This window comes from Rhizobium sp. P1_B8 (assembly GCF_056406515.1).
In genome coordinates this window covers 22,984-42,785 of the sequence record NZ_JBFTZZ010000027.1, presented here as the reverse complement: position 1 = coordinate 42,785, position 19,802 = coordinate 22,984, and the positions used below count along the sequence as shown (strand labels likewise).

Below are 19,802 nucleotides of genomic sequence, written 5' to 3'. Positions count from 1 at the left end.
GACCGGAAGCGCGAACCGGGCCATAAAACCCGCCATGAAAACGGTTATCTGCATTATCTGCCGGAAGATTATTCGCTAGCGCGAGCGCTGGCCCGGCCGTTTTCGTCTCCCAAATAGTCAAGATGCGAAACGCCCCGGTCCGCCGGTCGCGATATTTTTCTGATCGTGCATTTGGGAGAGTGAAATGGACGCGACGCCGGAACTGAAGCTGTACAACACGCTGACACGGGAAAAATCGGTGTTTTCGCCGATCGATCCCAACAATGTCCGCATGTATGTCTGCGGCCCGACCGTCTATGACTTCGCTCATATCGGCAATGCCCGGCCGGTCATCGTCTTCGACGTGCTGTTCAGGCTGCTGCGCCATGCCTATGGCAAAGACCACGTCACTTATGCCCGCAACATCACCGACGTCGACGACAAGATCAATGCGCGGGCGCTTCGGGACCATCCGGGCCTGCCGCTCAATGACGCGATCCGCGCGGTCACCGAAAAGACCGAGACGCAATTTCACGCCGATGTCGCCGAACTCGGCTGCCTGGAGCCGAGCTTCGAGCCGCGCGCCACCGACAATATCGTTGAGATGACCGAGATCATCGAGAAGCTGATCGGCAACGGCCATGCCTATGTCGCATCGGGCGAAGTGCTGTTCGACACCAAATCCATGGCGGATTATGGCCAGCTTTCGAAGCGCCCGCTCGACGAGCAGCAGGCCGGCGCGCGCATCGCCGTCGACGCACACAAGAAGAATCCGGGCGATTTCGTGCTCTGGAAACTGTCGAGCCACAACGAGCCCGGCTGGGAGAGCCCCTGGGGCCGTGGCCGGCCCGGATGGCACATCGAATGCTCCGCGATGAGCAAGCGTTATCTCGGTGATGTCTTCGACATTCACGGCGGCGGGCTGGACCTGATCTTCCCGCATCATGAAAACGAAATCGCCCAGTCGCGCTGCGCCCACGGTACCGAGGTGATGGCAAATGTCTGGATGCATAACGGCTTCCTGCAGGTCGAAGGCCGCAAGATGTCGAAATCCGAAGGCAATTTCGTCACCATCCACGAGTTGCTGCACACGGAAACCTTCGGCGGCCGCAAATGGCCGGGCGAGGTGCTGCGCCTTGCCATGCTGATGACGCATTACCGCGAGCCGATCGATTTCTCGATCAGGCGACTGGAAGAGGCCGAACGTCTGCTCGCCAAATGGCCGGCAACAGATGCCGGCGATGCGGCGCCTGATGAAAGCGTGCTGAACGCGCTTTCGGACGACCTCAATACGGTGGCGGCGGTGCAGGCATTGCATGCGTTGGCGCAAGCTGCCCACACGGATCCTGCCGTGGGCGCCACTTTTGCGGCAACGGCCGACCTTCTGGGCCTGCTGCCGAAAAAGATGGAGATCGACGAAGCCGTGGCATCGGCAATCGATGCGCTGATCGCAATGCGTCTCGAAATGCTGAAGGCGAAGAACTTCACTGAGGCCGACAAGATCCGCGACGAGCTGACGGCGAAGGGCATCCAGCTGAAGGACGGCAAGGACCCGGTGACCGGCGAGCGCGTGACGACGTGGGAGGTCAAGAGATGACGACCTTTAGCGGCGGCTGCCAATGCGGAGCGATCCGTTTCCACGTCAGCGGCGACATCAAGGATTCGTCGATCTGTCATTGCCGCATGTGCCAGAAGGCGTTCGGGGCCTATTATGCACCGCTGGTCTCGGTGCGCGGCGCCGATTTCGAATGGACACGCGGAGAGCGGAAAAGATTCCGCTCTTCCAACTTCGTCGAGCGCGGCTTCTGCGGCGATTGCGGCACGCCGCTGACCTATGAGGCGCCGGATGGAATGGCAATTGCCGCCGGCGCCTTTGACGACCCTTCGGCGTTTCCGCCGGTGATCCAATTCGGCATCGAGGGCAAGATCGGTTTCGTCGATCATCTGCATGAATTGCCGGGGCACCGGACGGAGGAGGATGCGCAGGCCGCCCCCTTCCTGCTCGAACTCGTCTCCTACCAGCATCCCGATCATGAGACGCAGGCATGGCCACCGAAGGAGCTCAGATGACGGCGGAATCAGACAGAAGCGGCGGGTGTCAGTGCGGGGCGGTGCGCTACCGCGCCAAAGGCGAACTCGGCTATCCCCATCTTTGCCATTGCCGCATGTGCCAGAAGGCGGCCGGCAACTATTTCATGCCGCTGGCCGCCGCGATGCGCCGCGATTTCACCCTGACGCGCGGCGAACCGAAATGGTTTCAGTCCTCGGATCTGGTACGGCGCGGTTTCTGCGGCGATTGCGGCACGCCGCTGTTCTACGACATTCCGGATACAGATTTCATCAATCTCACGCTCGGATCGCTGGATAATCCCGATACGGTCAAGCCGGTGATGCAATCGAACACCGGCCGCAAGATGTCCTGGTTTCACGCGCTCGACGGCCTGCCGCTTGAACCACAGCCTGAAACACCCGACCGCGAGAATGCGATTGCGGCAAGCAACCATCAGCACCCCGACCACGACACGAAAAGCTGGCCCCTCGGAGAAAGCTCATGACGGACACGATAAAGACAGGCGGATGCCAGTGCGGCGCCGTGCGCTTCCGCATCTCGGGCAAACTAGGACGCCCCTCGATCTGCCATTGCCGCATGTGCCAGAAGCAGTTCGGCGGTTTCTTCTCGGCGCTCGTCACCGCGCCTGAGGAAGGGATGGAATGGACGCGCGGCGAGCCGAGCTACTTCCAGTCCTCGGTCAACATCGACCGCGGCTTCTGCAGCAATTGCGGCACGCCGATGACCTATCGTCATCCGGGCGGGCTGGAGCTTGCGATCGGCACCTTCGACGACCGCAGCGACCTCGCACCGCTGATCCAGGTCAACTACGAGGCCCGCCTGCCCTGGGTCGACGAAATCTTCGAGGCGCCGGTGCTGAAGGATCAGGATTTCTACGCACGGCAGGAGGCGATCATCTCCTTCCAGCATCCCGATCACGACACAGAAGTCTGGCCCGCGAAAGGCGTGAAGATATGACCGAGATACTGCGCACGCTCTATCCCGAAATCGAACCCTACGCTTCCGGCCATCTCGATGTCGGCGACGGCCATGTGATCTATTGGGAGCGCTCGGGAACGCCTGGCGCCAAGCCCGCCGTCTTCCTGCATGGCGGCCCGGGCGGCGGCATCTCGCCCGCCCATCGCCGGCTTTTCGATCCCGCTCGCTACGACGTCATGCTGTTTGACCAGCGCGGTTGCGGCAGGTCGACACCGCATGCGGAACTCCATGCCAACACGACCTGGCACCTCGTTGCCGATATCGAGCGGCTGCGCGAGATGGCCGGCGTCAACAGCTGGCAGGTGTTCGGCGGCTCCTGGGGCTCGACGCTGGCGCTCGCCTATGCCGAGACGCATCCAGAGCATGTCTCCGAGCTCATCCTGCGCGGCATCTATACGCTGACCAAGGCCGAACTCGACTGGTATTATCAATTCGGCGTCTCGGAGATGTTCCCTGACAAGTGGGAGCGCTTCGTCGCCCCCATTCCGCCGGAAGAGCGGCATGAAATGATGCATGCCTATCATCGGCGTCTGACGCATGAGGACAGGAACGTCCGCCTCGCGGCCGCGCAGGCCTGGAGCATCTGGGAAGGCGAAACGATCACGCTGTTGCCGGAACCTTCGACGAGCTTCAAGTTCGAAGAGCCGGAATTCGCCTATGCATTTGCGCGCATCGAGAACCATTTCTTCGTCCATGCCGGCTGGATGGATGAGGGACAGCTGATCCGCGATTCCGGCAGGCTCAAGGATATTCCCGGCGTCATCGTGCATGGCCGCTACGACATGCCCTGCCCGGCCAAATATGCCTGGCTGCTGCACATGGCCTGGCCGAAGGCGGAATTCCACCTGATCGAGGGCGCGGGCCATGCTTATTCGGAACCGGGGATTCTCGATCAACTGATCCGGGCGACGGATAAGTTTGCCGGGAAGGTATAAGCTGTACCGTGAGGCCCCCTCACCCTAACCTTCTCCCCGCCCGTAGGGCGGATGAGGGGGCTTCCGCACAACAGAAAACAACACCCGCTTGGCGGCAGGAAACGACATGAAAGAACGCATCTACCTCTTCGACACGACGCTCCGGGACGGGCAGCAGACGCCCGGCATCGATTTCTCCGTCGAGGACAAGATTGCGATCGCCGCCATGCTGGACGAGTTCGGCCTCGACTACGTCGAGGGCGGATATCCCGGCGCCAATCCGACGGATACGGCCTTCTTCAGTGAGAAGCGCACCAGCCAGGCCAGCTTCGTCGCCTTTGGCATGACGAAGCGGGCGGGCGTTTCGGTCTCCAACGATCCCGGCATTGCCGGGCTGCTTCAGGCCAAAAGCGATGCCATCTGTTTCGTCGCCAAGAGCTGGGATTATCACGTCGCGGTGGCGCTTGGCTGCACCAACGAGGAAAACCTCGAATGCATCGCCGAAAGCGTCAAGGCGGCGGTTGGCGCGGGCAAGGAGGCGATCGTCGATTGCGAGCATTTCTTCGACGGCTTCAAGGCCAACCCGGCCTATGCGCTCGCCTGCGCCAAGACGGCCTATGAGAGCGGCGCCCGCTGGGTGGTGCTCTGCGACACCAATGGCGGTACGCAGCCGCCGGAGGTGCGGGCGATCGTCGAGGCGGTGATCGCCTCGGGCGTTCCCGGGCACTGTCTTGGCATCCATGCGCATAACGACACCGGCCAGGCGGTCGCCAATTCGCTTGCCGCCGTCGAAGCCGGTGTCAGGCAGATCCAGGGCACGCTGAACGGCATCGGCGAGCGCTGCGGCAATGCCAATCTGGTGACGCTGATCCCGACGCTGGCGCTGAAGAGCGCCTACAACACACGTTTCGAAACGGCGATCGACGAGGAACGGCTGATCAACCTCACCCGGCTCTCGCATGCCTTCGACGAGTTGCTCAACCGCTCGCCCGACCACCAGATGCCCTATGTCGGCGCTTCCGCCTTCGCCACCAAGGCCGGCATCCATGCATCGGCGCTGATCAAGGACCCGCGGACCTATGAACACGTGCCGCCGGAAACCGTCGGCAACTTCCGCAAGGTCATGGTCTCCGACCAGGGCGGCAAGGCGAACTTCATCAATGCGCTGAAACGGCGCGGCATCGCGGTCGCCAAGGACGATCCGAAGCTCGACCTGCTGATCTCCATCGTCAAGGAACGCGAATCCATCGGCTATGCCTATGAGGGCGCGGATGCGAGCTTCGAACTGCTGGCGCGCCGCACGCTCGGCACGATCCCGGAATTCTTCACCATCGAAGGCTTCCGCGTGATGATCGAGCGCCGCTTCGACAGTCTCGGCCGCGTGAAGATCGTCTCGGAGGCGGTGGTCAAGATCACCATAGACGGCCAGACGCTGATGTCGGTTGCCGATGCCGAAGGCCCGGTAAACGCGCTCGACCTCGCGCTACGGAAGGATTTCGGCAAGTACCAGCACGAGATCGACGATCTGGTGCTCGCCGATTTCAAGGTGCGTATCCTCAATGGCGGCACGGAGGCGATCACCCGCGTGCTGATCGAATCCACCGACAGCGATGGTGTGCGCTGGTGGACGGTCGGCGTCTCGGAGAACATCATCGACGCCTCCTTCCAGGCGTTGATGGATTCCGTCATCTACAAGCTGATGAAGAACCGGCAGCTGGCGGGCAAGGTCGCGGCGGAATAAACCTATTCCGCCGGCTCGGCGACGAGACCCCAGCCCTCGCCCGAATGCCATTCGCTTCCCTCAGGCTTCGTCTTCCAACCAAGGGCGTCGGATATCTTCGTCCATCACTTCGTCTCCCGCTTCAAATCCTCTCACCCTTCATTCAACGAAATGAATTGGCCTATTCACGGCGCTTAAGCTAGGCCGGATCAGAAGAAGAACAAAGATGGAAACACCGATGTCAACCGATGCATCCGTTCCGTTGGCCAAGAACGAAGACAGTCCGCGCGGGTTCGCCTTCGCGCTGACGGCCTATCTGCTTTGGGGCTTCCTGCCGATCTACATGAAGGCGGTGGCGCATATCTCGCCGGCCGAGGTGATCGCGCATCGGATCGTCTGGTCGCTACCGCTGGCGGGCATCGTGCTGATCGTGCTCGGGCGCACTGGGGATATCCGCGCAGCACTCAGCTCGCCGCGCATGCTGGCGATGGCGGCGCTGACGGCGTCGCTGATTACCGTCAACTGGGGTACCTATGTCTGGGCGATCGGCGCCGGCCATTCGCTCGATGCAGCACTCGGCTATTTCATCAATCCGCTGTTCAGCATCTTCCTCGGCGCGGTATTGCTCAAGGAAAGGCTGCAGCCGCTGCAGATCGCGGCGATCGCGCTTGCGGCGCTTGCCGTCGGCATTCTCGCGCTGGACAGCGGCGGCATCCCGTGGGTGGCGCTGACGCTGGCGATCAGCTGGGGTTTCTACGCCCTGTTGCGCAAGACGCTGCCACTCGGGCCGAACCAGGGCTTCTTCCTCGAAGTGTTGATCCTCAGCGGGCCGGCCCTCCTCTATATCCTCTATCTGGAATTCGGCAGCGGCCAGGGCCACCTCTATCGCACCGGTCTTGCCGACACGACCCTGCTGCTCGGCTGCGGCGTCATCACCGCCGTGCCGCTGATGATTTATGCGAACGGCGCCAAGCTGTTGAAACTCTCGACGATCGGTATCATGCAGTATATCGCGCCGACGATGATCTTCCTGATCGCCGTCTTCGTCTTCCACGAGCCGCTCGGTACGGCGCGCATGATCGCCTTCCCGCTGATCTGGGCGGGGCTGTTCCTCTATAGCTGGTCGATGCTGAAGGGAAGTCGCGGGCGCTAGAGCCTTTCCAGCAAAAATGCGCAGCGGTTCTGCGTCCGGGATTGCGTAAAACAAAAGCTTGGAGCGGTTCTGCGCTTGCGCGACAGCCGAACCGCTCCAAAGGCGCGCGCGCCTACATCTTCGAAATCACCTCGTCCTCGCCGTTACGATCGGCAGCGAGTTGGGCTGCCTGGGCCATGATCGCCGGAATGATGCCGGAGATCTCGTCGACGACGAGCGGCTGCACCCGATGGGCGGTGTGCAGGAAGCCTTCTTCGGTCATATGGCGCATCAGCTCCATCATCGGATCCCAGAAACCGTTGACGTTGGCAAAGACCATCGGCTTCTCGTGGCGGCCGAGCTGCGCCCAGGTCATGATCTCGACGATCTCCTCCAGCGTACCGATGCCGCCGGGCAGCGCGACGAAGGCATCGGAGCGCTCGAACATGGTGTGTTTGCGCGCATGCATGTCAGGGGTTACAATGAGTTCGTTGAGTTGACCAAGCGAATGGCGAGTCGCTTCCATATCGATCAGGAATTCGGGAATGATGCCCGTGACCTGACCGCCGCCTGAAAGCACGCCGCTTGCAACCGCGCCCATGATGCCTTTGGTACCCCCGCCATAGACGAGGCGCAGGCCGTATTCGGCGATCTCTCTTCCGAGAGCACGCCCGGCCGCCATGTGGGAAGGATCGCGTCCCGGCCTTGAGCCGCAGTAAACGCAGATGGATCGAATCGATACAGATTGTTCGGTCATAGAGGCAAACAACTATTCCATTTCAATGCAGTCAAGAAAATTGACTGAAAAGCAGCGTGCCTAGCTTGCCTCATTGCTTTGAATGCTTGTGAAAAGCAACGGGAATCGCTAGCAATTTCGGTTACTACGGCAAATTGCCGCTCTGGGAGACATAATGATGAAGAACCGTGCCGGCTTGCTGGCCCTTGCAGTGCTCGTAATCGCAATCCTACTGATGGTATTTTTCGTCATGCCGCGCATCGGCGGCGATGCAACCAAGGTCGGCGACGCCATCAACCAGGCGAGCACGGAGCTCAAGAACACGGTTAACGAGGCCGCAAAGACATCGCGCTCCGCCGTTGCCGACTCGGCTGCGGTCGCCGACCAGGTGGGTCGCCTTTCGGCCGATGCCGGCGTGTCGCTCAGCGAGGTCAAGGCGCTGTTTGCCGACGGCAAAGGCCCCGCCATCGATGTCTTCACCGCCGCCAAGACCAAGGCCGTCAGCGCACTGACCGCACTTGCCGATTTCACAATTCCCGAGGGCCTCGATCCCGCGACCCAGACCCTTGCCGCCAAAGCCAAGGACGGCGGCGCGAAAGCGCTCGCCATCGTCCAGTCGCTGCCCGAGAATATCGCCGATGCGCTTACGGCGATCGCCAAGGCCGAAACTGCGCTGACCGGTGCGCCGGAGCCTGCCCCTGCGGCGAACACGGCAGCGGAGAATACCGGCCCGAAGCTTCCGGCCTTCGACGTCTTGCGCGTTGAGCCCGACGGCTCGACGGTGATTGCCGGCTCCGCCGAACCGAACGGCAAGCTCGAGGTGCTCGACGGCGAAAAGGTGGTGACGACGGCCAATGTCGATGCGAGCGGTGATTTCGCCGCGGTCCTCGACGATCCGCTTCCGGCGGGCGACCACCAGCTCGTGCTCAAGTTCACGGGCAAGGACGGCAAGAGCATGCTTTCCGAAGAAGTCGCGACCATTTCCGTGCCGAAGGACGGCAATGGCGCCAATCTGCTCGCCATGGTCTCCAAACCCGGTGCGGCGAGCCGCATCATTGCCGCGCCAAAGGCCGGAACCGAAGTTGCCGATGCCTCCAATCCGATGGCGCCGCCTGCGGACAAGCCGGCAACGGGCGAAAGCTCGGCTGCGCCTGCTGCAACACCTGCACCAACCGGCGAGCTGGCGTTGCAGACGCCGAACCTCACCGACACCTCCTCCAATGGCGCAGCTACGGCACCGGATAAGACCAATGTGCCCGATGTGATTGTCAATGCCGTCGAAATCGAGGGCAACAAGATCTTCATCGCCGGCACGACTCGTTCCAATGCCAAGGTCATCGGTTATGCCGACGACAGCCTCGTCGGCCAGGATACCGCCGGCTCCGACGGGCATTTCGTCATCGACGGTGTGGTGTCGCTCTCGGTCGGCGACCACAAGATCCGCGTCGATGTCGTCGATCCCACAGGCAAGGTGATCGTGCGTGCGGCGGTGAACTTCAATCGCCCGGCCGGCGATCAGATAAGGGTCGCCGCGCAATCGGTCCCCGCCGACGCGAACGGCGCTTCCTCGATGGTGCCGCTCGACGAAGGCGAGCTTGGCAAACTCAAAGCCGAGGCCGGCAAGGCCTACGGCCTGCTGAAGGGACTGTTTACCGAGGGCAAGTTGCCGGGGGCCGAACAGCTTGCGGCGGCGCGCTCGGCAACGGAATTCGCGCTGCGCTCCGTCGCCGACTTCCGCCCGGCCGCCGATGCGTCTGACAGCTTCAAGCAAGCGTCCGGCTCGTCCTCGCAGATCGCCGGCAATGCGCTGAAGCTGCTGCAGGGCCTGCCTAAGGATGCAAAGTCCGTCGGCGCCGCGCTCGAAAGACTGGGCGGGATGATCGCCGAACTCACCGCTGCACCCCTGCCGGCAGCGCCATCTGCAAACGATGTCGGAAGCAGCCAGCCGAAGACGATCGAACAGGCGCCGCTGACGGCGAACAACGCGGCGGTCATCATTCGCCGCGGCGACACGCTGTGGCAGATCTCGCGCCGCACCTATGGCCTCGGTGTTCGTTACACGACGATCTACATCGCCAACGAGGACAAGATCATCAATCCCGATCGCATTCGCCCCGGTCAGATCTTCGGCCTGCCGAAGGATGTGTTGCCGAATGCCGAAGAGCTGCACCGCAAGCGCCTTTCCGGCCAGCACCTCTAAGCAGCAGACATCATGACGAGGCCGGGCAACATACTGCAGTTCAAAGTGCTACAGCGTCCTTTGCGCGTCTGAAAAGATGCGCGGCGCTGTCGTCGCCCGGCCTGTCTTTTCCTCAGCCCTGCAATTGTTGTATTCGTCCGCCTGGCACCCTATCTGGCGGTGGCGGCTGCGGGCTATGGGAAGCGCTTTTAGGCACATCCCGGTTCCGTGCTTTTGCCGGCATCGAAGCGCCGTAGTCGCGGCAAGCCCATCCGGGCTGGAGACAAGCATGGCAAACGGCAAGACAGTCTCGGAATCCAACCTGCTGCAGACGCTTCTCAACCTCTGGCCCTATATGTGGCCGGCCGGCCGGCCCGACCTCAAGATGCGCGTCGTCTGGGCCTCGGTCTTTCTGCTGATCTCCAAGTTCGTCCTGCTGCTCGTTCCCTATTTCTTCAAGTGGTCGACCGATGCGCTGAACGGCAGGATGGATCTTGCCGGCTCTGTGCCGCCGCTGCTGGCCGGCGCCATCGCGCTGGTGATCGCCTATAACATCACCCGGCTGATCCAGCTTGGCCTCAACCAGCTGCGCGACGCGCTCTTTGCCAGCGTCGGACAACATGCCGTGCGCCAGCTCGCCTACAGGACCTTCGTGCATATGCACGAGCTGTCGCTGCGCTTCCATCTGGAGCGCAAGACTGGCGGGCTTTCGCGCATCATCGAGCGCGGCACCAAGGGCATCGAGACGATCGTGCGCTTCACGATCCTCAATTCGGTCCCGACGGTCATCGAATTCCTGCTGACGGCAGTGATCTTCTGGTGGGGCTACGGCTTCTCCTATCTCGCCGTTACCGCCTTTACAGTCTGGGCCTATATCTGGTTCACGATCCGCGCCTCCGACTGGCGCATCGCCATCCGCCGGTCGATGAACGACAGCGATACCGACGCCAACACCAAGGCGATCGACTCCCTCCTCAATTTCGAGACCGTCAAGTATTTCGGCAATGAGGAGATGGAGGCCAAGCGTTTCGACAAATCGATGGAACGCTACGAGAAGGCCGCGACCGATGTCTGGACCTCGCTCGGCTGGCTGAACTTCGGACAGGGCGTCATCTTCGGCATCGGCACGACGATCATGCTGGTGCTGTCGGCGATGGCGGTGCGGCGCGGCGAGCAGACAGTCGGCGATTTCGTCTTCGTCAATTCGATGCTGCTGCAGCTTTCCGTGCCGCTCAACTTCATCGGCTTCGTCTACCGCGAAATCCGCCAGGGGCTGACCGACATCGAGCAGATGTTCGACCTGCTTGAGGTGAAGGCCGAGGTCCATGACGCGTCCGATGCGACGGAGCTTCGGATCGGCCAGGGCGCGATCTCCTTCAAGGACGTGCACTTCGCCTACGACGCTGCCCGTCCGATCCTGAAGGGCATTTCCTTCGAGGTGCCGGCCGGCAAGACGGTCGCCGTCGTCGGCCCGTCGGGTGCCGGCAAATCGACGCTGTCGCGCCTGCTCTATCGTTTTTACGATATCCAGAGCGGCGCGATCACCGTCGACGGCCAGGATATCCGCACGGTGACGCAGAAGAGCCTGCGTACGGCGATCGGCATGGTGCCGCAGGATACGGTGCTCTTCAACGACACGGTCGCCTACAACATTCGCTACGGCCGCACATCGGCCAGCGACGGCGAGGTCTTTGCAGCCGCAGAGGTGGCGCAGATCGCGCATTTCATCGAAATGCTGCCCGAGGGGTTCCAAACCAAGGTCGGCGAGCGCGGGCTGAAGCTTTCGGGCGGAGAGAAGCAGCGGGTGGCGATCGCCCGCACCATCCTCAAGGCACCGCCGATCCTGATCCTCGACGAGGCGACGTCGGCGCTCGACACGACGACGGAACGGGAAATCCAGGAAGCACTCGACCTGGTTTCGAAGAACCGCACGACGCTGGTTATCGCCCACCGGCTTTCGACGGTGATCGGCGCCGATGAAATCATCGTGCTCAAAAGCGGCGAGATCGCCGAGCGCGGAACACATGCCGCCCTCCTCGAAAGAAACGGCCTTTATGCCTCGATGTGGAACCGCCAGCGCGAAGCGACACAGGCGGAGGAACATCTGAAGCAGGTGCGCGAAAGCGACGACCTCGGCGTGATAACGCGGCTTGCTCCGGCAAGCTGAGCCGGGAGACTGACGCCGGCCGGCTTTTGTTGTTCAGAACCCCGGCATGGGAACCAGGGCCGAGGCCGCAGCATTGCCCCGGAGACGGTTTTTCGCTAACCAGCAAAAATGAAAACGCAAGGAGACCGGCAGCCATGAGCCTGTTCAACACGGTTCGCAACACGATCGTTCCCGTGCACAAGGAGGGTTATCCCTTCGTTGCCGCCTTCTTCGTCGCGTCGCTGGTCTTGGGCTGGATCTTCAAGCCGCTCTTCTGGATCGGCATGATCTTCACGCTCTGGTGTGCCTATTTCTTCCGTGATCCCGAGCGCGTGACCCCGCAGGACGACGACCTGGTGATCTCTCCCGCCGACGGCAAGGTCTCGGCGATCCAAATGGTGACCCCTCCGGCAGAGCTCAACCTCGGCTCCGAGCCGATGCTGCGCATCTCGGTCTTCATGAACGTCTTCAATTGCCATGTGAACCGGGCGCCGATGCGCGGGCGCATCGTCAGCATCAACTACCGCTCCGGCAGCTTCGTCAACGCCGAGCTCGACAAGGCGAGCGAGGACAATGAGCGCAATGGACTGGTGATCGAAACCCGCCACGGCCAGATCGGCGTCGTGCAGATCGCCGGCCTCGTGGCGCGACGCATCCTCTGCTGGGCGAACCCCAACGAGCCGGTGGATGCCGGCGAGCGCTTCGGGCTGATCCGTTTCGGCTCGCGGCTCGATGTGTTCCTGCCCGCCGGTGCCGCGCCACGCGTCTCGCTCGGCCAGACGGCGGTTGCGGGAGAAACTGTCATCGCCGAATTCGCCTCCGCCAAGGGTCCCGTCATCAGCCGCCGCAGCTAAAGCGGTTCAGTTTCCTCGGAAGCGACCGCTGCGCAGTTTTGCTGGAATTGCTTTAGGAACGATTGGAACGCGATATGGAAACGCCTTTTCCGCCTTTCGAGCCCAATGGACCGGATGATTCCGCCCGCGGCCCGCGTCTGCGCGAAATCCCGCTCCGGCTCGTCTTTCCGAACCTCATCACCATTCTGGCGATCTGCGCCGGACTGACCGGCATCCGGCTGGCTTTCGAGAATCGTTATGAGCTCGCCGTCTCCATGGTGCTGCTCGCTGCCTTCCTCGATGGCATCGACGGACGCGTAGCGCGGCTGATGAAGGCGACTTCGAAGTTCGGCGCGCAGATGGATTCGCTTGCCGACATCGTCAATTTCGGCGTCGCGCCCGCCCTCGTCGTCTATGTCTTCGCGCTCGACCAGGCACGCTCGCTCGGCTGGATTGCCGCCCTGATCTATGCGATCGCCGCCGGGCTTCGCCTTGCTCGCTTCAACGTCATGGCCGAACGCGAAAACAAGGCGAGCTGGCAATCGGAATATTTCGTCGGCGTGCCGGCGCCGGCCGGCGCCATGCTGGTGCTGCTGCCGGTCTATCTCGGCTTCCTCGGGCTGGCGACGGACCGCACCTTTGCCTATCTCTCGTCGATCTACACCGTGCTCATCGCCTTCCTGCTGATCAGCCGGCTGCCGGTCTGGTCGGGCAAATCGGAAGGCAACCGCCTGCGGCGCGATCTCGTGCTGCCGATGATGCTCGGCGTCGTGCTCTATGTGGCTCTGCTGATGAGCTACACCTGGGAAGTGATGGTCTTCACCGTTGCCGCCTACCTCGTATCGCTTCCCTTCGGCGCCCGGAAATGGCGGCGGAAATACGGGACGCTGACGATCGAGGAGCCGGGCATCGGCGACGACGATATCGGCCGGCACATCTGACCTCCGAGCATTTCCGGATTTCTTCGAATGACGGAAATGCTTCTCTCCCTTCGTTCTGACGGATCCCCGGGAAAAGCATGCGCTTTATCCGGGTGAGAACCGTTCCGCGCTTTTCCCCGAAAACCGCTTTCGGACTTTTATTGGAACTGCTCTCTTCAGTAAGTATTAACCAACGTAGGCTTCAGTTAAGCCTCGCGAATTATGGTGGGCGTTTACAAATCCTGATAAGCGACGCCCCCGTTTTGTCGCTATTCGTGACGAAACATCAAACTATAAAATGCCCAGGGAAGAACCACGCAAGGAGAGTATCGTGACTTCGAAGAAGAGCAGTACCGGCGAACAGCAGGTGGCCAAGCCAGACCTCGCCGCCAACTATCGCCCCGTCGGCCTGAAGGCTGTTGCCGCAGCATCGCTGATGGCCAAGCATAAGCCGACCGGCGTCAAAAAATCCGCTTGAGGCGGAAAGCTTCAAATCGGAAACATGCGTGCTTTCGGGTTACATGCGTTAGGCACCGCTGACGAAGTGAATGACGAGGCGATCGCCGGAAATCTCCCGACAACGCTCTGGCGACATAAGCACAACCCGAAAAACCTGATGGACGAAGCGACGCATCGCCGCCGCCTATCTGAGACGTCGACGCCGATCGGTCACCGACGGGCCCGCAGGTGCGGCCGATAGTGTTCAGAAGAAGCTGAGCTGGCCGTCGTCAGGCCTTTGCTTCTCGGGCGCCCTCAGCGGCTTTTCGATGACGACCGGCTCCTGCAGGTCGGGACCCATATTGGCGACCTTGTTGACCTTGTCGGAGACCGGGACGGCCTCGAAGAAATCATCCTGAACGGGCTGCAGCAGGTCGGCCACCTCGCGCGGTTCCTGGGTCTTGCAATCGAGCCAGCGGGAGAAATCCTCAGGTCTGATGACGACAGGCATGCGGTCGTGGATCGCTGATATGGCTGAATTGGCTGCTGTCGTCAGGATCGCGCCGGTATCGACCTCGGAGCCGTCGGCCGACGACCATGTCTCCATCAACCCGGCAAAGGCGATGACCCCACCCTGGCGCGGCCTGATCCAGTAGGGCTGTGGCCGCTCGCCGCTTTCCTTGGACGGGCGATGCCATTCATAAAAACCGGAGGCCGGAATGAGCACGCGACGATGACGCATGGCTGCGCGGAAAGAGGCTTTGCCGATCGCGGTTTCGGAGCGCGCGTTGATCAGCAGCGGGAAATCCTTCGGGTCCTTGACCCAACCCGGCGTGAGGCCCCAGCGCACGAGCACGGCGCGCCGGTCGGCCAAGTTGCTGCCCTGCTCCCTGCCCTCGCCTGATATGACGACGAGGATCGGTTGCGTCGGCGCGATGTTGTAACGCGCCGGAAAGTCGTCGAGATCGAGACCGGAGTAGACGTCGCGCAGGTCGGCGCTGGAGATTGTCAGGGCGAAACGTCCACACATCGGCTTGTCTTTGCACCCGGCTGGTGTTCGGTCAAGACACCTCAGCCTCTCGGCGCGAAGAGGATGAGGCTGGCGCCGGCAAGGCAGATCAGCGCACCACCGATATCGTAACGATCAGGCACGCGGGCTTCGACCAGCCACAGCCAAAGCAGCGAGGCGAGGATATAAATGCCGCCATAGGCCGCGAAGGTACGGCCGGCGACCTCGCTCGGCACCAGCGTCAGAAGCCAGGCGAAAAGCACCAGAGAGACCATGCCCGGCGCCAGCCACCAGATGGACTTTTCGAGCTTCAGCCATGCCCAGAAAGCAAAGCAGCCGGCGATCTCGAAGACCGCGGCAAAGGCATAGATGATGTAGGTCACGGAAGCCCTTTCGAATCCTTCGGCTTTTTGCTTCATGCATGTCGCTATCTCAAAGCCGCTGCACACTTTTGAGCGACATGCATTGGCAACTATCCCTGCGAAAAGTGTGGAAGCCAAGCAGCGCCGGCATGCAAATGTCGGTTCATCGGATAGGATAGGCGATCACAGCAAGAGCAGTCCCGATGACCTCCACCGCCAAACCCGGCTCCGCCGCCATCCTCGAACGCGACGGACGATTCCTTCTGGTGTTGCGCCGCAACCCGCCTTCCGCCGACATGTACGCCTTTCCCGGCGGGCGCGCCGAGCCCGGCGAAACGCCGGAGCAAACGGCACTGCGCGAATTCCATGAAGAGACCGGCATTTCGGCACGGAATCCGCGGTTATTTTCGACCTACGACCTGAAGACGCATGCGGCCGACGGCAGCGTCAACAGCCATTTCCTGCTGTCGGTCTTCCGCGTCGACGCGGATCGGGACGCGGTGGCGGAAGCCGCCGACGATGCAGCCGCCCTCGGTTGGTACACGGTGGAGGAAATCCGGCGGCTGCCCGTGCCACAGAGCGTACTTGAATGCGCTGAGCGGCTGGCGGGCGGCGAATAGACGTGGAAACTTTCAAGCACGCCTTGTTGCCGTCATGCTCAGCGTATCAACTACGAGCATGATTCCCGTTCGACGTGTTTTTCTATCCCTGCTCGTCCTCGCCGGCCCCACGATGGCGCAGGGCAAGAATACGCCGCCTCCACAGGAGGAGCAGATTGCACCGCCGATCGTGAACGTGCCCTATGACGACAAGCTGGTGCGGTTCGCCGAGGTGCTGGGTTCGGTGCATTATCTCAGAACGCTCTGCAAGGCGCCTGGCGGCGATGAGTGGCGAAACGGCATGCAGCAGCTGCTCGATTCGGAGACCGGTAACGAGCAGCAGCGCAAGGAAAAGCTCACAGCGGCCTTCAATCGCGGCTATCGCGCCTTCGCCTCGGTCTATACGGATTGCACCCCGGCGGCCATCGTGGCAGAAGAGCGCTACCGTAACGAAGGTGCAACACTTGCCACAGAAATTACCTCGCGCTTTGGAAATTGACGTTTAATTAACCTGTTTTCGCATGCGGACGTGTCGTTTTGGGAAAAGGCTGTTAGTGTTGTTAACGGTGCAGTAAGACATGAGAAGTGCTGAGGAAAAAACAATGGAAGCAAGCCTCAACGACATCGACGACATGATCGTCCACGAAAAGATGCAGGCAGCTCTGGAGTACCAGAACGAGGCTTGGGCCGACGGCATGGCCGACGGGATCGAGCCTGAAATCATCGCTGATGCCGCCATTGCACATGCGCTGCGCGAGACGATCAGATTGCATGGGGAAAAGAGCGCCGAAGCCCTGCTGGATTCGCTGCGTGAGCGCATGCTTGCCGGCGAATTCTCCGCGAACCGCACCCTGCAATAATTGTTATCAGAGAGTTTGATGCACACCGGTAAAGAGAAAGTTTCGCGAATTTCGCTCGCGCCGGTGCTGCTTGCGTTCAGCCTCGCCGCCGGCAATGTTTTCCTTGCACCGGCCGCCTACGCGCTTTCCGAACTGCACAACATCCCCGGCCAGGCGGCCAACGAGACGCCGCCCGCACAGGGAAGCGCTCAAGGACAGAGCCAGCCGCAGACCACTCCCGGCGTTCCCATGGCCGATCCGTTGGTCAACAGCCAGAACAATCAGGGTGTCGACAAGACGCCCGGCACCCAGGATAATTCCAAGCCCACCGAGGTGATCTACGACATCAGCAAGGTGCCAGAGCCGGTTCGCAAGATGCGCGAGCAGATCGTCGAAGCGGCCGCCTCCGGCGATCTCGAACGGCTGCGGCCACTGATGGGCACCGGCACCGACCAGACACAGGTGACGGTGGGTGAACCGACGGACGATCCGATCGGCGCGCTGAAGGATCTGTCGGGCGATCCTGATGGCGACGAGATCCTTGCCATCATGCTCGATATCGTCTCGACCGGCTTCGTGCATGTCGGCCAGGGCACAGCAGACGACATGTATGTCTGGCCCTATTTTGCCGAGAAGGACCTAAAGTCGCTGACGCCGCCGGAGCGCGTCGAGCTCCTGCGCATCGTCACTGCCGGCGATCTCTCCGACATGCAGGAGTTCGGCGGATATAATTTCTACCGCCTCGGCATTACGCCTCAAGGCAAATGGAAATTCTTCACAGCAGGCGATTGATGCCCGTCTCGCCTGCGCTTTTCACGTTACGCATGGCGCTTGCGATCCACCTCATGAAGACATACCTCTGAGCGATGACCAACGCGACAGGTTCCGCCATGCCAGCCGTATTCCTGAATGACCGCTCATTGCTCCTTGTCAGCGGCGCGGAAGCCCAATCCTTCCTGCAGAACCTGATCACAACCGATATCACCTCGCTCGGCGCCGACGAGGCACGGCCCGGGGCACTCTTGACCCCGCAGGGCAAGATCCTGTTCGACTTCATGATCTGGCAGGACGGCGACGGCTACATGATCGAAACCGATGCCGGCCAGCGCGACGGCCTGCTGAAGCGGCTGACAATGTACAAGCTGCGCGCCGCCGTCACACTGGCGACAAGCACTGAAGAGGGCGTCACCGTTTCCTGGAGCGAGGATGCCGAGGGCAGCCAGGGCGTCCGGGACAGCCAGGGCGTCCGAGACAGCCAGGGCGTCCGAGACAGCCGCTTCGCCAAGGCGGGCGTCACGCTGATCCGCCGGCCCGGCAAACATGGCGATGGCAACGAAGCGCTCTACGACGCACTGCGCATCAGCCACGGCATCGTCACATCAGGATCGGACTTCGCCCTGCAGGACGCCTTCCCGCATGACGTGCTGATGGATTTCAACGGCGGCCTCTCCTTCAGGAAAGGCTGCTATGTCGGGCAGGAGGTCGTCTCGCGCATGCAGCACCGCGGCACCGCCCGCCGGCGCGTCGTCACGGTGTCCGCCGCGACAACCTTGCCGGAGACCGGGACGGAGATCACCGCCGGCGGCAAGCCCGTGGGAGCGCTCGGTTCTGTCGAGGGCGGCAGCGGCCTTGCGATCGTGCGCATCGACCGCGCCGGCGCCGCGATGGCGGCAGGTACGCCGCTGCTCGCCGGCGAAACGCCCGTTTCCCTCGTCCTGCCGGCATGGTCCGGCCTTGTCTTTCCCACAAGCGGCGACGAGGCCAGCGCGTGACAACGACGAAAGCTCCGCGTGCCTGGCAACGCATGCTGTCCGGGCGCAGGCTCGACCTGCTCGACCCCTCGCCGCTCGATGTCGAACTCATCGACATCGCCCATGGGCTTGCGCGGGTTGCCCGGTGGAACGGCCAGACCTCCGGCGATCATGCTTTTTCGGTGGCGCAACACAGTCTCGTCGTCGAGGATATCTTCCGCCGCTTCAACGATGCGCGGCCGCAGGAGTGCCTGATGGCGCTGCTGCACGACGCACCTGAATATGTGATCGGCGACATGATCTCGCCGTTCAAATCGGTGGTCGGCGGCGGCTACAAGACGGTGGAAAAGCGGCTGGAGGCGGCCGTGCACTTGCGTTTCGGCCTGCCGCCGCATCCCTCGCGCGACCTCAAGGACCGGATCAAGAAGGCCGACACGATCGCCGCCTATTTCGAGGCGACCGTGCTTGCCGGTTTCACACCCGCCGAGGCGCAGAAATTCTTCGGGCAGCCGCGCGGCATCAGCAAGGACATGCTGATGATCGAGCCCCTGCCTGCGCTCGAAGCGCAGCGATTGTTCTGCGCGCGCTTCGCGGCGATCGAGGCCGAGCGGGGGATGGTCTCGTGACCTTCATCGTCGTCTCGCCGCTGTCGCGCATCGCGGAAATGGCGGTGCGTCACAAGGCGCGCGACATGATCAGCCTGATCGCCAAGAATCAGGCCTTTCACCGGCCGGGCGTGATTGCGGTCGAACGTCATCTGACACTTGGTATGAACGATATCGTCTTCAAGGGCACCGGCGATCTCGTGGCGCCTGACGAGACGCATGTCCGCGAGATTATCGACTTTGCCGCATCGTGGCGGCAGGAGACGCCGCTGCTCATCCATTGCTGGATGGGCGTGTCGCGCTCGCCGGCCGCAGCCCTCATCGCCGCGCTGTCGCTGGCACCGGATCAGAGCGATGAAACGCTTGCTCGCCGACTCCGAGCCGCCTCACCTTTCGCGACGCCCAACGCCCGGCTGATCGAGATCGGTGACGCGCTGCTCGGCCGCAGCGGCCGGCTGGTCGCGGCGGTACGGGCAATCGGACGTGGTGCGGATGCCGACGGCAATGCGCCCTTCGTGCTTGCGATCCGGGACGCCGTTGGCGGTTGACGCTGCCGCCAGCCGCTCCATCTAGCCCCCGACCACGCACAAT

22 protein-coding genes are annotated in these 19,802 nt (G+C 62.1%); 19 read left to right on the top strand and 3 right to left on the bottom strand.

The window, feature by feature from the left end:
• The first annotated feature begins 184 nt into the window (after positions 1-184).
• The 7 genes from cysS to rarD all read left to right on the top strand — a co-directional run bounded on the left by cysS (position 185) and on the right by rarD (position 6,815).
• The gene (gene cysS, locus AC1D2N_RS27050) at positions 185-1,576 is read left to right on the top strand and encodes a cysteine--tRNA ligase (RefSeq protein ID WP_130652129.1); all 1,392 of its coding nucleotides are present in this window, start codon (positions 185-187) and stop codon (positions 1,574-1,576) included.
• Positions 1,573-2,049 carry a GFA family protein gene (locus AC1D2N_RS27045; protein ID WP_130652128.1) on the top strand — a complete coding sequence of 159 codons (477 nt, stop codon included), beginning with the start codon at positions 1,573-1,575 and terminating at the stop codon, positions 2,047-2,049. Before cysS ends, AC1D2N_RS27045 begins: the two co-directional genes overlap by 4 nt.
• A complete protein-coding gene (locus AC1D2N_RS27040) occupies positions 2,046-2,534 on the top strand; it encodes a GFA family protein (protein WP_026230831.1) in 489 nt (162 codons plus the stop codon). The genes AC1D2N_RS27045 and AC1D2N_RS27040 overlap by 4 nt, the downstream gene beginning before the upstream one ends.
• On the top strand, positions 2,531-3,007 hold the full coding sequence (locus AC1D2N_RS27035; RefSeq protein WP_130652127.1) for a GFA family protein: 477 nt from the start codon (positions 2,531-2,533) through the stop codon (positions 3,005-3,007). The genes AC1D2N_RS27040 and AC1D2N_RS27035 overlap by 4 nt, the downstream gene beginning before the upstream one ends.
• Positions 3,004-3,963, top strand: coding sequence for a prolyl aminopeptidase (gene pip, locus AC1D2N_RS27030; protein ID WP_130652126.1), 960 nt, complete (start codon positions 3,004-3,006; stop codon positions 3,961-3,963). Before AC1D2N_RS27035 ends, pip begins: the two co-directional genes overlap by 4 nt.
• A 106-nt stretch (positions 3,964-4,069) precedes the next feature.
• Entirely contained in the window at positions 4,070-5,683 is a 1,614-nt protein-coding gene (gene cimA, locus AC1D2N_RS27025; RefSeq protein ID WP_130652125.1) for a citramalate synthase, read from the top strand.
• A 217-nt stretch (positions 5,684-5,900) separates the two neighbouring features.
• Positions 5,901-6,815 carry an EamA family transporter RarD gene (rarD, locus tag AC1D2N_RS27020; protein ID WP_047621510.1) on the top strand — a complete coding sequence of 305 codons (915 nt, stop codon included), beginning with the start codon at positions 5,901-5,903 and terminating at the stop codon, positions 6,813-6,815.
• 112 nt (positions 6,816-6,927) lie between these two features.
• On the opposite strand, the gene AC1D2N_RS27015 is transcribed toward rarD, so the two are convergent.
• Positions 6,928-7,551 carry an LOG family protein gene (locus tag AC1D2N_RS27015; protein WP_018241422.1) on the bottom strand — a complete coding sequence of 208 codons (624 nt, stop codon included), beginning with the start codon at positions 7,549-7,551 and terminating at the stop codon, positions 6,928-6,930.
• Positions 7,552-7,705: 154 nt separating this feature from the next.
• Between AC1D2N_RS27015 and AC1D2N_RS27010 the strand changes: the two genes are divergently transcribed.
• From AC1D2N_RS27010 to AC1D2N_RS26990, 5 genes are all read left to right on the top strand, one after another.
• Positions 7,706-9,730 carry a LysM peptidoglycan-binding domain-containing protein gene (locus tag AC1D2N_RS27010; RefSeq protein ID WP_477982350.1) on the top strand — a complete coding sequence of 675 codons (2,025 nt, stop codon included), beginning with the start codon at positions 7,706-7,708 and terminating at the stop codon, positions 9,728-9,730.
• Between the two features lie 268 nt (positions 9,731-9,998).
• Entirely contained in the window at positions 9,999-11,876 is a 1,878-nt protein-coding gene (locus AC1D2N_RS27005) for an ABCB family ABC transporter ATP-binding protein/permease (RefSeq protein WP_130652123.1), read from the top strand.
• On the top strand, positions 11,774-12,709 hold the full coding sequence (locus AC1D2N_RS27000; protein WP_280758191.1) for a phosphatidylserine decarboxylase: 936 nt from the start codon (positions 11,774-11,776) through the stop codon (positions 12,707-12,709). The genes AC1D2N_RS27005 and AC1D2N_RS27000 overlap by 103 nt, the downstream gene beginning before the upstream one ends.
• A gap of 74 nt (positions 12,710-12,783) precedes the next feature.
• The gene (gene pssA, locus AC1D2N_RS26995) at positions 12,784-13,629 is read left to right on the top strand and encodes a CDP-diacylglycerol--serine O-phosphatidyltransferase (protein WP_018447395.1); all 846 of its coding nucleotides are present in this window, start codon (positions 12,784-12,786) and stop codon (positions 13,627-13,629) included.
• A gap of 310 nt (positions 13,630-13,939) precedes the next feature.
• Entirely contained in the window at positions 13,940-14,086 is a 147-nt protein-coding gene (locus AC1D2N_RS26990; protein WP_018447394.1) for a hypothetical protein, read from the top strand.
• Between the two features lie 225 nt (positions 14,087-14,311).
• Here AC1D2N_RS26990 and AC1D2N_RS26985 read toward each other — a convergent pair whose 3' ends face one another.
• Positions 14,312-15,076: an SOS response-associated peptidase gene (locus AC1D2N_RS26985; RefSeq protein WP_130652122.1), complete on the bottom strand. Its 765-nt coding sequence runs from the start codon at positions 15,074-15,076 to the stop codon at positions 14,312-14,314.
• 41 nt (positions 15,077-15,117) lie between these two features.
• Positions 15,118-15,438, bottom strand: coding sequence for a YnfA family protein (locus AC1D2N_RS26980; protein WP_026188339.1), 321 nt, complete (start codon positions 15,436-15,438; stop codon positions 15,118-15,120).
• A 182-nt stretch (positions 15,439-15,620) separates the two neighbouring features.
• Between AC1D2N_RS26980 and AC1D2N_RS26975 the strand changes: the two genes are divergently transcribed.
• The 7 genes from AC1D2N_RS26975 (at position 15,621) to AC1D2N_RS26945 (ending at position 19,759) form a co-directional block, all read left to right on the top strand.
• The gene (locus tag AC1D2N_RS26975) at positions 15,621-16,037 is read left to right on the top strand and encodes an NUDIX hydrolase (RefSeq protein ID WP_112906466.1); all 417 of its coding nucleotides are present in this window, start codon (positions 15,621-15,623) and stop codon (positions 16,035-16,037) included.
• Positions 16,038-16,071: 34 nt separating this feature from the next.
• Entirely contained in the window at positions 16,072-16,515 is a 444-nt protein-coding gene (locus AC1D2N_RS26970; protein WP_130653522.1) for a TIGR02301 family protein, read from the top strand.
• A gap of 103 nt (positions 16,516-16,618) precedes the next feature.
• On the top strand, positions 16,619-16,876 hold the full coding sequence (locus AC1D2N_RS26965) for a hypothetical protein (RefSeq protein WP_003546972.1): 258 nt from the start codon (positions 16,619-16,621) through the stop codon (positions 16,874-16,876).
• Between the two features lie 18 nt (positions 16,877-16,894).
• A complete protein-coding gene (locus tag AC1D2N_RS26960; protein ID WP_047621504.1) occupies positions 16,895-17,647 on the top strand; it encodes a hypothetical protein in 753 nt (250 codons plus the stop codon).
• Between the two features lie 98 nt (positions 17,648-17,745).
• Positions 17,746-18,627, top strand: a complete 882-nt coding sequence (gene ygfZ, locus AC1D2N_RS26955; RefSeq protein ID WP_130652121.1) for a CAF17-like 4Fe-4S cluster assembly/insertion protein YgfZ — start codon at positions 17,746-17,748, stop codon at positions 18,625-18,627.
• Complete coding sequence (locus tag AC1D2N_RS26950; RefSeq protein WP_018241411.1) at positions 18,624-19,232, top strand: HD domain-containing protein; 609 nt, start codon at positions 18,624-18,626, stop codon at positions 19,230-19,232. Before ygfZ ends, AC1D2N_RS26950 begins: the two co-directional genes overlap by 4 nt.
• Complete coding sequence (locus tag AC1D2N_RS26945; protein ID WP_130652120.1) at positions 19,229-19,759, top strand: tyrosine phosphatase family protein; 531 nt, start codon at positions 19,229-19,231, stop codon at positions 19,757-19,759. Before AC1D2N_RS26950 ends, AC1D2N_RS26945 begins: the two co-directional genes overlap by 4 nt.
• The last annotated feature ends 43 nt before the right edge of the window (positions 19,760-19,802 follow it).

What these genes read in the sequence shown, in the direction of transcription:
- cysS (WP_130652129.1), top strand. Translation starts at nt 185, where the DNA reads ATGGACGCGACGCCGGAACTGAAGCTGTACAACACGCTGACACGGGAA.
- AC1D2N_RS27045 (WP_130652128.1), top strand. Translation starts at nt 1,573, where the DNA reads ATGACGACCTTTAGCGGCGGCTGCCAATGCGGAGCGATCCGTTTCCAC.
- AC1D2N_RS27040 (WP_026230831.1), top strand. Translation starts at nt 2,046, where the DNA reads ATGACGGCGGAATCAGACAGAAGCGGCGGGTGTCAGTGCGGGGCGGTG.
- AC1D2N_RS27035 (WP_130652127.1), top strand. Translation starts at nt 2,531, where the DNA reads ATGACGGACACGATAAAGACAGGCGGATGCCAGTGCGGCGCCGTGCGC.
- pip (WP_130652126.1), top strand. Translation starts at nt 3,004, where the DNA reads ATGACCGAGATACTGCGCACGCTCTATCCCGAAATCGAACCCTACGCT.
- cimA (WP_130652125.1), top strand. Translation starts at nt 4,070, where the DNA reads ATGAAAGAACGCATCTACCTCTTCGACACGACGCTCCGGGACGGGCAG.
- rarD (WP_047621510.1), top strand. Translation starts at nt 5,901, where the DNA reads ATGTCAACCGATGCATCCGTTCCGTTGGCCAAGAACGAAGACAGTCCG.
- AC1D2N_RS27015 (WP_018241422.1), bottom strand. Translation starts at nt 7,551, where the DNA reads ATGACCGAACAATCTGTATCGATTCGATCCATCTGCGTTTACTGCGGC.
- AC1D2N_RS27010 (WP_477982350.1), top strand. Translation starts at nt 7,706, where the DNA reads ATGATGAAGAACCGTGCCGGCTTGCTGGCCCTTGCAGTGCTCGTAATC.
- AC1D2N_RS27005 (WP_130652123.1), top strand. Translation starts at nt 9,999, where the DNA reads ATGGCAAACGGCAAGACAGTCTCGGAATCCAACCTGCTGCAGACGCTT.
- pssA (WP_018447395.1), top strand. Translation starts at nt 12,784, where the DNA reads ATGGAAACGCCTTTTCCGCCTTTCGAGCCCAATGGACCGGATGATTCC.
- AC1D2N_RS26985 (WP_130652122.1), bottom strand. Translation starts at nt 15,076, where the DNA reads ATGTGTGGACGTTTCGCCCTGACAATCTCCAGCGCCGACCTGCGCGAC.
- AC1D2N_RS26975 (WP_112906466.1), top strand. Translation starts at nt 15,621, where the DNA reads ATGACCTCCACCGCCAAACCCGGCTCCGCCGCCATCCTCGAACGCGAC.
- AC1D2N_RS26970 (WP_130653522.1), top strand. Translation starts at nt 16,072, where the DNA reads ATGCTCAGCGTATCAACTACGAGCATGATTCCCGTTCGACGTGTTTTT.
- AC1D2N_RS26965 (WP_003546972.1), top strand. Translation starts at nt 16,619, where the DNA reads ATGGAAGCAAGCCTCAACGACATCGACGACATGATCGTCCACGAAAAG.
- AC1D2N_RS26960 (WP_047621504.1), top strand. Translation starts at nt 16,895, where the DNA reads ATGCACACCGGTAAAGAGAAAGTTTCGCGAATTTCGCTCGCGCCGGTG.
- ygfZ (WP_130652121.1), top strand. Translation starts at nt 17,746, where the DNA reads ATGCCAGCCGTATTCCTGAATGACCGCTCATTGCTCCTTGTCAGCGGC.